Below are 15,333 nucleotides of genomic sequence, written 5' to 3' on the forward strand. Positions count from 1 at the left end.
CACAAAAAGTGTTAAATTAGCCGAAATTGAAATTTTATATATGGATACTACACCCTTTTTTACACAAGACACAATTGTTTTTGGAATTTTAATGCTAACTCTTGGTTTTGTTTTTTTTACATCTTCTAGTGAAAACAAATTTTGGAAAAAGTTTTATAAATTTATACCTGCCTTATTAATGGCATATATGCTACCTGCATTTTTTACTACAACAGGTATAATTTCACCTGAATGGCAAACAGTTAATGAAACTGGTGAAATAACTAAGCATAGCTCTCAATTATATTATGTAGCAAGTAGATTTTTATTACCAGCTGCATTGGTTTTAATGACTTTGAGTATAGATTTAAAGGCCGTATTTAATTTAGGTCCAAAGGCGTTAATTATGTTTCTTACCGGAACAGCTGGAATTATAATTGGCGGTCCAATTGCTATTTTATTAGTATCGTTAGTTTCCCCTGAAACTGTAGGTGGTGCCGGACCAGATGCAGTTTGGAGAGGTTTAGCTACCTTAGCAGGTAGTTGGATTGGTGGTGGAGCAAACCAAGCAGCAATGTTAGAAATTTACCATTTTAACACTAAAAATTATGCTAGCTTTGTTATTGTTGATATTGTTGTTGCAAATATTTGGATGGCAATTTTATTACTAGGTATTGGTAAATCTGACAAAATTGACAAATGGTTAAAAGCAGATACTTCAGCTATTGAAACTTTAAAAGATAAGGTTTCTAGTTATGCCTCTAAAATAAGTAGAACACCTTCTTTGGCTGATTTTATGGTTATTTTAGGAATTGCTTTTGTTGTTGTTGGTGCATCGCATTGGGGAGCAAATTCAATGTCTAATTTTTTAAGTACTAATTTTGAATCTGTTAGAGATAAAACTTCTGCAATGTCTTCTTTTGGGTCTCAATTTTTCTGGATGATTACAATTGCTACAGCTTTAGGAATACTTTTATCTTTCACAAAATTAAAACAATATGAAGGAGCTGGAGCCAGTAAAATTGGAAGTGTATTTATATATATATTAGTAGCTACTATTGGAATGAAAATGGATTTAACACAAATTTTAGATAATCCTGGTTTAATTGTAGTAGGACTTATATGGATGGCTTTTCATGTATTCTTATTAATAGCTATGGCTAAAATTATTAGAGCTCCATATTTCTTTTTAGCAGTTGGTAGTAAAGCAAATGTTGGTGGTGCAGCCTCTGCTCCTGTTGTAGCAGCTGCCTTTCACCCTTCATTAGCAACAGTAGGTGTTTTATTGGCAGTGTTTGGTTATGTTGTTGGAACTTATGGTGCAATGCTTACTGCTGAATTAATGAGAATTGTAGCGCCTTAATTTTATTAAAATTCAAATAAAAATTAGATATTTGTTGCCTTAAAAATAATTAAATGAAAAAATTAGTTTGTTGTATTGTATTGGTAAGCCTTTTTATTTCTTGTGAAAAGAATAAAAGCGGAAATATGATAGTAAATGGAAACATAGATGGTTTAAAAAAAGGAACTGTTTATTTACAAAAATTTGTAGATACACTATTAGTAGCTGTAGATTCTGTTAACATTAATGGAGTTAGCAACTTTGTGCTAGCTGATGATATAACATCTCCTGAAATGTATTATTTAACGCTCGATAAAAAAGAAGATGAAAAAATACAATTCTTTGGAGAAAAAGGTACTATTACAATTACTTCTAAATTAGAAAAACTACTACTATCAGCTAAAATTTCAGGCTCTAAAAATCAAGAATTATTAGATGAATATAAATCAATAATTCAACAATTTAGAGGAAAAGAATTAGATTTTTATAAAGATAAATTTGAAGCTTTAAAAGATGAAAATGACTCTTTATTAATAAAAATTGAAAATGAAGAAAAAAACTTAATAAAACGTAGATACTTATACACTACCAATTTTGCTCTACAAAACAACGATAAAGAAATTGCTCCGTATATTGCATTAACAGAATTATACAATGCTAATTTTAAATTGTTAGATACTGTAAATAAAACATTAAGTACAGAAATAAAATCTTCTAAATATGGATTAGAATTAGATAAATTTATTTCTGAAATAAAAGAAAATGAATAATCTTTCTGAAAAATAATATTTAAAAGAGGAGGCTAATTAAATTTTAATTTAATTAGCTTCTTTTTTTTATAATAAATTGTAACTTTTTAATATAAAGTACTACTAATAACCTGAAACTAAACCAAACTTGTGAATAAAGAACAAGAACATAAATTTATTTCTGAATTTCAAGAACATCAGAAAATAATTCATAAAGTATGTAGCATTTATACAAACAATCAAGAAGCGCATAATGATTTGTTTCAAGAAATTACAATTCAGCTTTGGAAGGCATATCCAAAGTTTAGAGGCGATTCTAAATTAAGTACTTGGATGTATAGAATTGGATTAAATACAGCAATTACACTGTATAGAAAATCTAAAAGAACTATAAAAACTCAAGACTTTGATACTGTTTTACACAAAATTAAAGCTACAGATTATGATAACACTGAGGAAGAGCAATTAAAATTAATGTACAAAGCAATACACCAGCTGTCAGACATTGATAAAGCACTCATATTCTTATATTTAGAAGATAAAAATTATAAAGAAATATCTGAAACAATTGGTATTTCTGAGGTTAATGCAAGAGTGAAGATGAATAGAATTAAAACACGGTTAAAAACCATATTAAATCCGTAGATTATGGATGAATTAGAATTATTAAAAAAAGACTGGAAAAAGCAGGATGCTAAATTTCCTAAATTATCATATAATGAAATTTATAAGATAATTCATAAAAAATCCTCTTCTGTTGTAAAGTGGATTTTAATTATATGCATAGCAGAACTTATATTTTGGAACTTGCTAAACTTCCTTATTCCTGAAAGTTATTTAGAAATTTATGAAAAATTTCATATCAAAAATTTCTTATATGTAACACAAGGCTTACACTATATAGTTGTACTAATATTTATTTATTTGTTTTATAAAAATTATAAAGCCATTTCTGTTGTAGAAAACACCAATAAACTAATGCAAAGTATAATTAAAACACGTAAAACTGTAAATTACTATGTATATTATAATTTAATTTTATACGTATTATTATCTGTAATTGTTAATATAATAATGTTTTCAAATCCAGATATTATGCTAGAAACACTTACCCCTAATAACTCTACAGTAGACCAAAACATGTTTTTAACTATTATGTTGATTTCTCAAGTGGTAGCTGCATTTATTATTATTGGACTTTTATGGTTATATTATAAAATTATCTATGGAATTTTACTAAAAAAATTAACTAAGAATTATAAAGAATTAAAAAGTTTAAATTAGTAATTTTTAATAAAATTAGTGTTTATATTAACCTTTTAACTTAACACTCCATTCAAATTCATATGCTGAAACCTGTTCTCCATCTTCATTAATTCCAATAGATTTCATAATAATTGTTTGACCTTCTCCTGTTTCAATAGTTTGCTTTAAAACTTTGTTAATTGAATTTCCATCGCTACAAATAAACCTAATTTTACCAACAGCTTTTTTTGTAAATTTACCATTATGGTTTGTTACTAACATAGAAATAGGCTTACCACATTCTTGTATTTTTTTTATTACCAATGCACCAGTAGAAAGTTCTGCAGCCATAGATTGTACTGCAAAATACATAGATTTAAATGGATTTTGATTTATCCATTTATGTGTAACTGTAACAACTGACTCTTCATTCTCTAGCTCTTTTAACCTTACCCCACATAAAAAAGCCGATGGTAATTTAAACATTAAAAATCGATTCATTTTTTTTACAGTTATTTCCATATTAGTATGTATTAATTTTAAAACAAGATAGTTAAAAAAAATTAAGACCAATAAGCTACTTTTTGTTAAAGAAATGTTAAAATACAGTACTATGTGTTGCATACTACTATCTTTTATATATATATTTGCATAAGAAACTAATAAAGATCAAAATGATAGTTACAAAAAATGATAAAAATTATAGTGCAATAACACATTTAAGCGGTTTTGCTGGTTGGGTTTTTCCATTTGGAAATATTATTGCTCCACTTGTTTTATGGGCTGCTAAAAAAAATGAAAGCTCATATATTGATGCACATGGTAAATCTGCCGTAAACTTTCAACTTAGCCTAATTGTGTATGGTTTTTTATTAGCAATATTAATAATACCAATTGCCATCTTTACTTTAGGTCTAGGACTAATAGCAATACTTTTAGGAATATTACCTGCTGTAATTTTAAAATTTATTTTAATAATTTCTGCCAGTATAAGAGCTAACAACGGTGAGCAATACCACTACCCTTTTACTATAGAATTTATAAAATAACAATAGGCTTTTAAAAAATCTTAACAAATGAAGATAGAAAACACAAAAGCACAAATGCGAAAAGGAGTTTTAGAATTCTGCATCTTATCTATTTTACAACATGGAGATGCTTATACTTCCGAAATTTTATCGCAATTAAAAGATGCTAAACTACTAGTAGTAGAAGGAACTATTTATCCTTTATTAACTAGATTAAAAAATGCTGGTTTACTCAGTTATAGATGGGAAGAATCAACATCTGGACCACCAAGAAAATATTATGCATTAACAGAAACAGGAAAATTATTTTTAACAGAATTAAATACAACTTGGAGTGCTCTTGTAGAAGCCGTAAACTTAGTAACTACCAATAAACCAACTTAAAATGAACAAAACAATAAATATAAATTTAGGAGGTATCTTCTTTCATATTGATGAATTAGCTTATCAAAAATTGAAGCTTTATTTAGATGCTATTAGAAGATCTTTAAGTGACGATCCACAAGGAAGAGATGAAATTTTAAATGATATTGAACATAGAATTGGTGAATTACTTTCTGAAAGAATTAAAGATGTTCGTCAAGTTGTTAATGAAAACGACATTGATGAAGTTACTAAAATAATGGGAAAACCTGAAGATTATTTAGTTGACGAAGAAATATTTGAAGACATCCCTAATTACAAATCTAAAACTACTTCAAAAAAATTATTTAGAGATGCAGATGATAAATTCTTAGGAGGTGTTTGCGCTGGTTTAGCTCATTATTTTGGAATGGATACCATATGGATGCGTATTATTTGGTTAATTCTAGTATTTGGTTTTGGTATAGGATTTTTAATTTATCCATTACTTTGGATTTTAATACCTCTAGCTGAAACAACAGCTGAAAAATTACAAATGAAAGGCGAACCTGTTAACATTAGTAATATAGAAAAAAAAATTAGAGAAGAATTTCAAGATGTATCTACTCGAGTAAAAGATGGCGTAAATGATGTAACTGAAAAAGTAAAAAACTCTGAATTTAAAAAAAACGTTGGTACAAAAGCTAAATCTGGTATTCAAGAAATTATTGATACTTTAGGCTCTATTTTAATTACATTCTTTAAAATTTTCGGAAAATTTATTGGCGCTCTTTTAATACTTATTGCATCGGTAACTTTAATACTACTTATAATAGGTGCACTTTCTTTAGGTAGTTTTCAAATATTAGATTTTGGAGATGGTTTTATAAACCAACAACCATTTTTTTACGATTCAATTTTACCTGCCTGGTTGCTAATAAGTTTTTCTTTTATTGTTGTAGCTGTTCCATTTGTAGTACTTTTTATGTTAGGATTAAAAATTCTGTCTAATAACATAAAATCTTTTACTACAACAACAAAATTATCGCTATTAGGTGTTTGGATAATCTCACTTTTAGGATTAGGTTTTGCAGGAATAAATTTTGCTGCACAAACTGCCTACGATGGTGTTTATAATCAAACTGAAGAATTACCTATTACTGTAAACGACACGCTAAAAGTAAAAATGATTGGTGATGAAAATCTGTCTGCCAATAGCGAACTTAGAAAACGATATTCATATGAAACAGTATATGATAACGATATTAAAAAATTATACTCTAACAAAATTAATGTGAATATTAAAGCAACAGATAAATCAAATGCTTTTGTTAAAATTAGAAAAGAATCATCAGGTAAAAATAGACAAATTGCAAATTCAAATGCAGAAACTATTGAATATCAATTTAATTTAACCAACCAAAATTTATTATTAAACGGGTACTTTTTAACTGATTATAAAAATATAGCTAAAGACCAATCAATAATTATCACTGTTTACATTCCTATAAATACTGTAATTTATTTAGACAGTTCAACTCGAACATTTTTATATAGTGTAGATAATGTTCAACAGATTTATGATAGAGATATGTCTAAAAATCACTATAAAATGACCAAAGATGGTTTGGAATGTTTAGACTGTGATCCAGCAATTTATGGTAGACATTATAAAAAAGAAGAAGAAAATTTTAAGTTAAATATAGATAGTAAAGGGGTAGAAATTAAAGTAAACGATGGTAATAACAAAGCCGAAATTAAGATCAATGAAAACGGTGTAAAAATTGAATAACTACAATTCAGCAAGTATTATCAACAGTTCAGCAAACTAAATTATAATTCAATTAAAAATGGATATAAATTTGACTAACCTAAAAAAACAAACCATGAAAACATTAACCAAATTTACAGCAATGCTATTTATTTTAATTCTAACAACATCTTGTTTTATAGATGGATTTTCTGGAATTAAAGGCAATAGAAATGTAGTTTCCGAAGAAAGAACTATTCAAACTGATTTTGATGAAATTAAAGTACAACAAGGCATTCAATTATTTATTACACAAGATAATACAACTGAAGTAAAAGTAGAAGCCGATGAAAATATTATAGAATTATTAAAAACAGAAGTAAAAGACAATCAGCTTAAAATATATTTCGAAAAAAATGTCTACAAAGCAAAAGCCAAAAATGTATATTTAACTACTGCTGCTATTAAAAAAATTAAAGCATCAAGTGGTGCTTCAGTAAAAACTGAAAATACAATACAAACAGCATCTTTAACTCTAGACGCAAGCAGCGGAAGTACTATTAAAGTATTTGTAAATGCCGATGATGTCACAACAGAAACCTCTAGTGGCGCAACAATTAAAGTTGAAGGTAAATCTAAAACGTTCGCTGGAGAAGCTAGTAGCGGCAGTTCTATAGATGCAGATAAATTAACAACAGTAGATGCATATGCACAAGCTAGCAGTGGAGCAAATATAGATGTAAATGTATCAGGAAAATTAACAGCAAAAGCCAGTAGTGGTGGTAATATTGACTATGACGGTAATCCTACAAACATAGACAAAGATACCTCTTCTGGTGGTAGTGTTTCAAGAAGCTAATTCCAATTTATGTAAGTAAATTGTTAAGCCAGTTCACTTTAAGTGTGCTGGCTTTTTTTATTAATATATTAAAGTTGCTTCAAAAATGATAAATATCATTTTTAATAAAAAACTGATAAGTACTTTTGTAGCTAATTTTTTATACAAAAAAGGTTCTTTTTAAAAAGTTCTAACCTTAAATTGTATAGATTACAAAATATATTATAAAATGCAAAAAAAACAACATCCGCATTCATTTCATATACCAGTAATGGGGTTGGCATTTACACTTGATAGTCCAATCAAAGTTGCCCAATATGGTATTTCATCTGTAATTTCTATTGTAGATGATGTAATTATTGAAAAAATGAATGAATATTATTCTAAAAAATTTCAACTTCCGTATAAAGAAATTTCAACAAAAGTTGAAGATTATAGAGCAAAACGTATTACATCTTATCTAAATACAGTTGATACAATTGTAAAACATAAATTCGAAAATCTTAAAAAGTCTTTTGAAACTAAGAGTAGTGAATTTGAAAAATACATGGATCTTTTACCTGATTTTTCTGAACTAAAACAAAACTTTGTAAACACTATTCAAAATAATCCTATAAAAGAAGAAGTACATAATTGGATTCAAAACAACCTAAAACCAGGTAATATTGATGTTAATATTATGACAAAGCTAGACAAAGCTAATTTTAAAGGAAATGAAAAATTACCTACTGAATTTAACGATGCACATGCAGCTTTAAGAGGTTTTGCAAATAGTAATTTAGAATCTTCTATTGTATTATCTGCAGGTATGAACCCAAGACTCTATAGTTATTTTGAAAATTTCACCGATTTTTTCCCAGATGAGAATGGGTACTTAAAAAAGAAAATAATTTTAAAAGTTAGCGATTATAGATCTGCCTTAATTCAAGGTAAATTTTTAGCTAAAAAAGGACTTTGGGTTTCTGAATACAGAATAGAATCTGGATTAAATTGCGGTGGACACGCATTTGCTTCAGAAGGTTATTTATTAGGTCCTATTTTAGAAGAATTTAAAAAGGATAAAGAAACATTAATCTCTGATGTACACCAAATTCTAGTAACTGCTTTAGAAAGCAAAGGAAAATACATACCTAAAACTCCTTTAAATTTAGAAATTACAGTTCAAGGTGGAGTTGGAAATTCTAAAGAACAAGAGTTTTTATTAGATAATTATAATATAGATTCTGTTGGATGGGGATCCCCTTTCTTATTAGTTCCAGAAGCTACAACTGTTGACGTTGAATCTATAGATAAATTAAAAAAAGCTACTGAAAAAGATTTGTTTTTAAGTAATGTTTCTCCATTAGGCGTTCCTTTTAATAGCTTAAAAAATAGTTCAAACGATATTATTAAAAATAACAGAATTGCAGCTGGTAAACCAGGAAGTTCTTGTCCTAAAAAATTCTTAGCTTTAGGTTTAGATGCTAAAGGAAAACCACTTTGTACAGCTTCAAGAAAATACCAATCTGAACAACTAGAAGCATTAGCTAATAAAAATTTAGATGCTACAAGTTTTAAGAAAGAATCTAAATTAATTACCGATAAAACGTGCCTATGTGAAGGCTTAGCAAATGCAGCAATTTATAATTACAATTTACCTCATAAAGGAGAAAACCAAGGAGTAGCTATCTGCCCAGGTCCAAATGTTGCATATTTTACTAAAGAACTTTCTTTAAAAGAATTAGTGAATCATATTTATGGCAAAACTAATGTTGTTACAGTTGCTAATAGACCTCACTTTTTTATAAAAGAACTTTCTATGTACCTCGATTATTTTTCAAATAAAGTAAATGAATTTCAAGATTCATTCACTAAAAAAAATGAAAAGTATTTAACAAACTTTAAAAACAATTTAAATGATGGTATAGCGTATTACCAAAATTTATTTTCAACTAAAATTAATAATTTTGAGGTAAGCAATGAACATTTACTAAATGAACTTGAACAACTAAAAAATGAATTACTTGAAATAAAAATTCCTGTTTTTAAAGCTGTTTAAAATAACTTAATATTCTTTAAATTTTGAAAACGCAATATATTTACATTTTAAATATGTTGCGTTTTTATTTTTAAAATCCTATGCTTTATTAACATGGTAACTTGTGTTATTTTTGCAAAAAACCTTAAAAAATTGTATATTTGTACAATATGAAAAATCTTACTCAAGAAAAAAATCATCGAATTTTCACTTTTAACTTCTTGGTTTTCCGAAATCAATCGGAAAAATTCATTCCACCTGCAAATTAAATTATTACTTTTTAGTTAACATCCCGTTCTAGTTGTTTTTGAATATTCTTTTGTAATAAAGAAGGTTCAAAAAATACACTCTTATTTTAGAATCTCATCTATTATTGATATTCTAACATTTTATATTATTTATAATTAGACACCTTATTTCTAAAAAGTCCATCACTTTTAAAATCTTCAAAAAACCCATAGCTTCAATAGTTAAACAATACAAATTCATGAAATTACTATATATAAAAAGGATAAGAAAAACAGAAAACAGATACTCTCCCAAAATGGGTAGATTAATTACAAACGTAACTTATATTAAAAAATATTTTTTAGGTTTACCTTTAAAAACATTGCATAGTTATAGAGAAACTTACTACGGAGAAATAAAAGATTGCGAGGATTGCAATTTGTTTATTTAAATTAAAAAAAACGATATTTTTAAAACTTAAAAATATCGTTTTTTTATAGTTTAAAATATGTAACTCTAGTCCTTATGGTAAAAATTATTTCATAATTTTAAGATCCACAATGAAAATCTTCTAGAGTTTTATTTTCAAGTATTTTTAAAGTACTATCTCTAACTTGTACCATAAGTCTGTTTAAACTACAACGATCTTCACTTGTACAATCGTCACATTTTTCATAATAATTTAAACTTACACAAGGTAACATTGCAATAGGACCTTCTAAAATTCTAATAATTGTTGAGATTTTAATTTCATTTGGTCTTTTTAATAAATAATAGCCACCTCCTTTACCTTTTTTCGAAGCTAAAATCCCATTTTTTTTAAGTGTTAGTAAAATACTTTCTAAAAATTTTTTAGAAATACTCTCCGATTCTGAAATATCAGAGATTAAAACAGGTACATTAAGTTCTTGTTTTGAAAGGTAACTTAAAGCTTTTAAGCCATATTTGGTTTTCATTGAAAGCATAACTAAAAGTACAAATTATATATGAATAATTAATTTTTAGGAAGGAAAACTTCTGCCATCATACAACGGGCACTTCCCCCTCCACACATTTCAATTGTGTTTAAAGAACTGTGCACAATTTTACAGTATTTTTCAATTTTATCTATCTGTACTTTGGTTAAACAGTTGTATGCTGAACTTGACATTATCATAAATTTTGTATCATTATTTCCAAGTACTTGTAGCATATTTCCTGCAAAATTATTAACCTGATCTTCTGTAATTGCAATTACTTCTTTACCATCAGCTTTTAAATGTTTAAGTACATTTTTGCGTTCTTTTTTATCATCTATACTATCTAAACAAATAATAGCAAAAGATTCGGCCAAAGCCATCATTACATTTGTATGGTATATTGGTAAGCGTTTATTATCAATAGTTTGATTAGCTATAAAAGGAACTGGAGTATATTCAAAGTCTTCACAAAATTCAATAAATAAATCTTCATCAGCTCTTGGAGATAAAGCACAATATGCTTTTTTATTTACTCTATCTAACAACAAACTTCCTGTACCTTCTAAAAATACTTCTTCTTCTTCAGCTGAAGTATAATCTGTTATATCATTTATTACAAATCCTTTTTCCTCAAGAATTTCAAAAACATCCTCTCTTCTTTCAAGCCTTCTATTTAATGCAAACATTGGATAAACTGCAATATCTCCATTTTGATGAAAAGAAATCCAATTATTTGGGAAAATAGCATCTGGCGTATCGTCCTCTTGCGTATCATCTACAACAATAACATTAACACCAATAAATTGCAATTTTCTTACAAACTCATTAAACTCTTGAAGTGCCTTTAACTGTATAGCATCTGATGAGATAGTATCATGTTTTTTTTGATAATAATTATTTACTGCTGTTTGTTCATTCATTCTAAATGAAACCGGGCGAATCATTAAAATTGAGTTAGTAATTTGTCTCATTCCTTAATCTCTTATTAGTGGCATTGTTGAACATCTTAATAATCCTTCTTGTTTAGAAATTTCTGCATAAGGTACCTCTTCAACTGTAAAACCTTGTGTACGCAACCAAGTATTTAATCTTATAAAATTCTTTTCAGAAACAACTACTTCATTTGAAATTGAAAAAACATTCGAAAACATTTGATACATCTCATCTGCTGAAATTTCAAAAAGATTTTCTTTTCCGAATAAATTTACTAGAAAATTATAATCTTCTACATTTTTAAACCCTTCTTTATGAATAATAGCTTTGCTTTTTCCTACTGGCTGAAAACAACAATCTAAATGAAGTGCATTTTTTTTTGCATTAGTATTTGATTTTACCAATTCAAATTCTTTAACAATTTTATGAGGAAACAATTCTTTAATAAAATTCACTCCTTTCATATTTGTTCTAGCAGTAATTATATCTGCATAATCTTCACCTTTATAAGTTCCAATAAATATATAATTTCCCCAAAGCATAACATCTCCACCTTCAAAGTGAACATCACTAGATGTTTCTATAATGTTTGAAGGATCTATAGTATCTAATACATATTTAATTGCATCTATTTCTTTCTCCCTATCAGGTAAAATATTAGATTTAATCAATTTATCTTCGATAACAAAAGCAATATCTCTAGAAAAAATTTGGTTGTAATTTTCAATAACTTCAGGACGAAATACTTCTACATTGTATTTTTCAAAAATTGTATTTAAAGATTCCATTTCAGCAACCATGTCTTTTTCTAAAGGATAAGTTCCTGACTTTATATGCTCTACAGATTTAGGGTCGTACGCATCTTCAATTTTTGGGATTTCCCCACAAGATTTTGCTGTTCCTAATATAACAGCTCTAAGGCGTGAAGTTTCATCTTGAATATTTAATTTTATCATATTCTAAATATTTTGACGTAAAAATAAGAAAACCTCATAATTAATATGAGGTTTTCTTATTTTTTATAAAATTAAAATTTTATCTTTTATCTTCAGGAATAAATGGTCTTAATGTAGAGCCAATATATAATTGTCTTGGTCTTCCAATTGGTTCTTTTCTTAAACGCATTTCTCTCCATTGTGCAATCCAACCTGGTAAACGACCTAGAGCAAACATAACTGTAAACATAGGAATTGGAATTCCGAGTGCTCTATAAATAATACCAGAATAAAAATCTACATTTGGATATAAATTACGAGATTTAAAATATTCATCTTCTAAAGCTACTTTAGCTAAGCCTCTTGCAATATCTAATACAGGATCATCAATACCTAAATCTGCTAAAACTTCATCAGCAGCAACTTTAATAATATTTGCACGTGGATCAAAGTTTTTATAAACTCTATGCCCAAATCCCATTAATCTAAATGGATCGTTTTTATCTTTAGCTTTCTCAATATATTTTTGATAGTCACCTCCATCTGCTTTAATTTCTTCTAACATTTCAATTACAGCTTGGTTTGCACCTCCGTGTAATCTACCCCATAAAGCTGAAATACCCGCTGAAATAGATGCAAATAACCCAGCGTGAGATGAACCTGCAATTCTAACGGTTGATGTAGAACAGTTTTGTTCGTGATCGGCATGTAATATTAATAATTTATCTAAGGCATCTACTATTACAGGGTTTGACTTATATGTTTCATTAGGTAAATCAAACATCATTTTTAGAAAGTTTTCTACATATCCTAAAGAGCTATCTCCATATTCTAAAGGCAAGCCTTCTTCTTTTCTATAAGCCCAAGCAGCTAAAACAGGTAATTTTCCTAAAATTTTAACTATAGCATTATACATTTCTTCTTCTGAATCTACATTTACACTTTTTGGATTAAAAGCAGTTAATGCACTCGTTAAAGCTGAAACTACTCCCATTGGATGAGCTGACTTAGGAAATCCATCTAAAATCTTTTGAACATCTGTATCTACTAAAGAATTTTTTTGAATATCTCTATGAAATTTATCATTTTGTTCTTTTGTAGGTAATTCACCAAAAATTAACAAATATGCTACCTCTAAAAAATCTGATTTTTCAGCTAACTCTTCAATAGAGTAGCCTCTGTAACGTAAAATTCCTTTTTCACCATCTAAAAAAGTAACACCACTTTCACAAGAACTTGTATTTTTAAATCCATTATCAATAGTTGTAACACCGTTAGTAACACTTCTTAAAGTTGAAATATCAATGGCAAGTTCATTTTCTGTTCCCTCCAAAATTGGAAACTCATACTTTTTACCTCCTACTTCTAAAATTGCTTTTTCTGCCATATTTAATTTATATCATATTATGTTAGTAATCTTTTTTTCACTATGAGCGAATTTAATAATTTTTAGACTATTCCAAAAGAATTTTGAATAATGTTTTGTTAATATTGTATATATTTTTGTTACATAAACAAAAAAGCTGAGTAAAAACTCAGCTTTTTTTAATAAAATAAACTTTTTGATTAAAGAACTTTAAAAGCTTTTGCTTGTGGATAGTAAGCAACACTACCTAATTCTTCTTCAATTCTTAATAATTGGTTGTATTTTGCCATTCTATCTGAACGAGAAGCTGAACCAGTTTTAATTTGTCCACAGTTTAATGCTACTGCTAAATCAGCAATAGTATTATCTTCAGTTTCTCCAGAACGGTGAGACATTACAGAAGTGTAACCTGCATTGTGTGCCATATTTACGGCTGCAATAGTTTCTGTTAATGTTCCAATTTGATTAACTTTAATTAAAATTGAATTAGCAATACCGTTTTCAATACCTTTTGATAAACGTTCAACATTAGTTACAAATAAGTCATCTCCTACTAATTGTACTTTATCTCCAATTAATTCTGTTAAGTACTTAGTACCATCCCAATCATTTTCATCCATTCCATCTTCAATAGAAATAATTGGATATTTTGAAGCTAATTCAGCTAAATATTCAGCTTGTTCTTTAGAAGTTCTAATTACACCTTTATCTCCTTCAAATTTAGTGTAGTCGTATTTTCCATCAACAAAAAATTCTGCAGAAGCACAATCTAACGCTAATTTAACTTCTTCTCCTGGTTTATAACCTGCATTTTCAATTGCTTTTAATACCGTTTCAATTGCATCTTCTGTACCATCAAAAGTTGGTGCAAAACCTCCTTCATCACCTACAGCAGTACTTAAACCACGATCGTGAATTAAACCTTTAAGATTATGGAAAATTTCACTACCCATTTTAATTGCTTCTGTAAAGTTTTTAGCAGCAACAGGCATAATCATAAACTCTTGAAATGCAATAGGTGCATCTGAGTGAGAACCTCCATTAATAATATTCATCATTGGAACTGGTAGTGTATTTGCACTAACTCCTCCAACATATCTATATAATGGCATTTCTAATTCATTTGCTGCAGCTTTTGCTACTGCTAACGATACACCTAAAATAGCATTTGCTCCTAATTTAGATTTATTTTTTGTACCGTCTAATTCAATCATTGTTTGATCGATAAAATTTTGTTCAAAGACAGAAGTTCCTAAAAGTTCTTCAGCAATAATTTCATTTACATTTTTTACAGCTTTAAGAACACCTTTCCCCATATAATCTTTTCCACCATCTCTTAATTCCATAGCTTCATGTTCTCCTGTTGAAGCTCCTGAAGGTACCGCAGCTCTTCCTAAAACACCATTTTCTGTTACTACATCAACTTCTACAGTTGGATTTCCTCTTGAATCAAATATTTGACGTGCATGAACACTTAAAATTACACTCATTTTTCTATTTTTTTATTAAATTATTATCTACTTCAAATTTACAAAATAAAGACTAATTTTTGACGTATTTTTTAACCTTTTATACGATAACGTTTTCGTTTTTTGGATTAAAAAAAAAGTCACTAACTAGCT

16 protein-coding genes are annotated in these 15,333 nt (G+C 27.9%); 10 read left to right on the plus strand and 6 right to left on the minus strand.

Annotation, left to right across the window (positions count from 1 at the left end):
- The first annotated feature begins 40 nt into the window (after positions 1–40).
- From MHL31_RS06700 to MHL31_RS06715, 4 genes are all read left to right on the plus strand, one after another.
- The gene (locus MHL31_RS06700; RefSeq protein WP_240228869.1) at positions 41–1,342 is read left to right on the plus strand and encodes a DUF819 domain-containing protein; all 1,302 of its coding nucleotides are present in this window, start codon (positions 41–43) and stop codon (positions 1,340–1,342) included.
- A 53-nt stretch (positions 1,343–1,395) separates the two neighbouring features.
- Positions 1,396–2,091, plus strand: a complete 696-nt coding sequence (locus tag MHL31_RS06705; protein WP_240228326.1) for a DUF4369 domain-containing protein — start codon at positions 1,396–1,398, stop codon at positions 2,089–2,091.
- Between the two features lie 129 nt (positions 2,092–2,220).
- Positions 2,221–2,715, plus strand: coding sequence for an RNA polymerase sigma factor (locus tag MHL31_RS06710; protein WP_240228327.1), 495 nt, complete (start codon positions 2,221–2,223; stop codon positions 2,713–2,715).
- A gap of 3 nt (positions 2,716–2,718) precedes the next feature.
- On the plus strand, positions 2,719–3,354 hold the full coding sequence (locus tag MHL31_RS06715; protein WP_240228329.1) for a hypothetical protein: 636 nt from the start codon (positions 2,719–2,721) through the stop codon (positions 3,352–3,354).
- A gap of 27 nt (positions 3,355–3,381) precedes the next feature.
- Here MHL31_RS06715 and MHL31_RS06720 read toward each other — a convergent pair whose 3' ends face one another.
- Positions 3,382–3,837, minus strand: a complete 456-nt coding sequence (locus MHL31_RS06720; protein ID WP_240228331.1) for a DUF4442 domain-containing protein — start codon at positions 3,835–3,837, stop codon at positions 3,382–3,384.
- Between the two features lie 152 nt (positions 3,838–3,989).
- Between MHL31_RS06720 and MHL31_RS06725 the strand changes: the two genes are divergently transcribed.
- The 6 genes from MHL31_RS06725 to MHL31_RS06750 all read left to right on the plus strand — a co-directional run bounded on the left by MHL31_RS06725 (position 3,990) and on the right by MHL31_RS06750 (position 9,969).
- Positions 3,990–4,364 (plus strand): DUF4870 domain-containing protein, encoded by a 375-nt coding sequence (locus tag MHL31_RS06725; protein WP_240228332.1) that lies wholly within the window; start codon positions 3,990–3,992, stop codon positions 4,362–4,364.
- Between the two features lie 27 nt (positions 4,365–4,391).
- The gene (locus tag MHL31_RS06730) at positions 4,392–4,727 is read left to right on the plus strand and encodes a PadR family transcriptional regulator (RefSeq protein ID WP_240228334.1); all 336 of its coding nucleotides are present in this window, start codon (positions 4,392–4,394) and stop codon (positions 4,725–4,727) included.
- Between the two features lies 1 nt (position 4,728).
- Positions 4,729–6,477 carry a PspC domain-containing protein gene (locus MHL31_RS06735; RefSeq protein WP_240228336.1) on the plus strand — a complete coding sequence of 583 codons (1,749 nt, stop codon included), beginning with the start codon at positions 4,729–4,731 and terminating at the stop codon, positions 6,475–6,477.
- Positions 6,478–6,571: 94 nt separating this feature from the next.
- On the plus strand, positions 6,572–7,294 hold the full coding sequence (locus MHL31_RS06740) for a head GIN domain-containing protein (RefSeq protein ID WP_240228338.1): 723 nt from the start codon (positions 6,572–6,574) through the stop codon (positions 7,292–7,294).
- A gap of 208 nt (positions 7,295–7,502) precedes the next feature.
- A complete protein-coding gene (locus tag MHL31_RS06745; protein ID WP_240228339.1) occupies positions 7,503–9,311 on the plus strand; it encodes a hypothetical protein in 1,809 nt (602 codons plus the stop codon).
- A gap of 466 nt (positions 9,312–9,777) precedes the next feature.
- Positions 9,778–9,969, plus strand: a complete 192-nt coding sequence (locus tag MHL31_RS06750) for a hypothetical protein (RefSeq protein WP_240228340.1) — start codon at positions 9,778–9,780, stop codon at positions 9,967–9,969.
- 97 nt (positions 9,970–10,066) lie between these two features.
- Here MHL31_RS06750 and MHL31_RS06755 read toward each other — a convergent pair whose 3' ends face one another.
- The 5 genes from MHL31_RS06755 to eno all read right to left on the minus strand — a co-directional run bounded on the left by MHL31_RS06755 (position 10,067) and on the right by eno (position 15,201).
- The gene (locus MHL31_RS06755; protein ID WP_240228341.1) at positions 10,067–10,483 is read right to left on the minus strand and encodes an Rrf2 family transcriptional regulator; all 417 of its coding nucleotides are present in this window, start codon (positions 10,481–10,483) and stop codon (positions 10,067–10,069) included.
- Between the two features lie 29 nt (positions 10,484–10,512).
- Positions 10,513–11,448 (minus strand): citrulline utilization hydrolase CtlX, encoded by a 936-nt coding sequence (gene ctlX, locus MHL31_RS06760; protein WP_240228342.1) that lies wholly within the window; start codon positions 11,446–11,448, stop codon positions 10,513–10,515.
- Between the two features lie 3 nt (positions 11,449–11,451).
- A complete protein-coding gene (locus MHL31_RS06765; RefSeq protein WP_240228343.1) occupies positions 11,452–12,366 on the minus strand; it encodes a dimethylarginine dimethylaminohydrolase family protein in 915 nt (304 codons plus the stop codon).
- A gap of 79 nt (positions 12,367–12,445) precedes the next feature.
- Entirely contained in the window at positions 12,446–13,732 is a 1,287-nt protein-coding gene (locus MHL31_RS06770; protein WP_240228344.1) for a citrate synthase, read from the minus strand.
- A gap of 179 nt (positions 13,733–13,911) precedes the next feature.
- The gene (gene eno / locus MHL31_RS06775) at positions 13,912–15,201 is read right to left on the minus strand and encodes a phosphopyruvate hydratase (RefSeq protein WP_240228345.1); all 1,290 of its coding nucleotides are present in this window, start codon (positions 15,199–15,201) and stop codon (positions 13,912–13,914) included.
- Positions 15,202–15,333: the final 132 nt, after the last annotated feature.

The sequence above is a fragment of the Lutibacter sp. A80 genome, from assembly GCF_022429645.1.
In the GTDB taxonomy this organism is placed as follows: domain Bacteria; phylum Bacteroidota; class Bacteroidia; order Flavobacteriales; family Flavobacteriaceae; genus Lutibacter.

Bases quoted from the DNA above. Each gene is read 5' to 3' on its own strand.
- MHL31_RS06735 (WP_240228336.1), top strand. From the start codon at position 4,729: ATGAACAAAACAATAAATATAAATTTAGGAGGTATCTTCTTTCATATT.
- MHL31_RS06765 (WP_240228343.1), bottom strand. From the start codon at position 12,366: ATGATAAAATTAAATATTCAAGATGAAACTTCACGCCTTAGAGCTGTT.
- MHL31_RS06750 (WP_240228340.1), top strand. From the start codon at position 9,778: ATGAAATTACTATATATAAAAAGGATAAGAAAAACAGAAAACAGATAC.
- MHL31_RS06755 (WP_240228341.1), bottom strand. From the start codon at position 10,483: ATGCTTTCAATGAAAACCAAATATGGCTTAAAAGCTTTAAGTTACCTT.
- MHL31_RS06725 (WP_240228332.1), top strand. From the start codon at position 3,990: ATGATAGTTACAAAAAATGATAAAAATTATAGTGCAATAACACATTTA.
- MHL31_RS06720 (WP_240228331.1), bottom strand. From the start codon at position 3,837: ATGGAAATAACTGTAAAAAAAATGAATCGATTTTTAATGTTTAAATTA.
- MHL31_RS06730 (WP_240228334.1), top strand. From the start codon at position 4,392: ATGAAGATAGAAAACACAAAAGCACAAATGCGAAAAGGAGTTTTAGAA.
- MHL31_RS06700 (WP_240228869.1), top strand. From the start codon at position 41: ATGGATACTACACCCTTTTTTACACAAGACACAATTGTTTTTGGAATT.
- eno (WP_240228345.1), bottom strand. From the start codon at position 15,201: ATGAGTGTAATTTTAAGTGTTCATGCACGTCAAATATTTGATTCAAGA.
- ctlX (WP_240228342.1), bottom strand. From the start codon at position 11,448: ATGAGACAAATTACTAACTCAATTTTAATGATTCGCCCGGTTTCATTT.
- MHL31_RS06745 (WP_240228339.1), top strand. From the start codon at position 7,503: ATGCAAAAAAAACAACATCCGCATTCATTTCATATACCAGTAATGGGG.
- MHL31_RS06770 (WP_240228344.1), bottom strand. From the start codon at position 13,732: ATGGCAGAAAAAGCAATTTTAGAAGTAGGAGGTAAAAAGTATGAGTTT.
- MHL31_RS06715 (WP_240228329.1), top strand. From the start codon at position 2,719: ATGGATGAATTAGAATTATTAAAAAAAGACTGGAAAAAGCAGGATGCT.
- MHL31_RS06740 (WP_240228338.1), top strand. From the start codon at position 6,572: ATGAAAACATTAACCAAATTTACAGCAATGCTATTTATTTTAATTCTA.
- MHL31_RS06705 (WP_240228326.1), top strand. From the start codon at position 1,396: ATGAAAAAATTAGTTTGTTGTATTGTATTGGTAAGCCTTTTTATTTCT.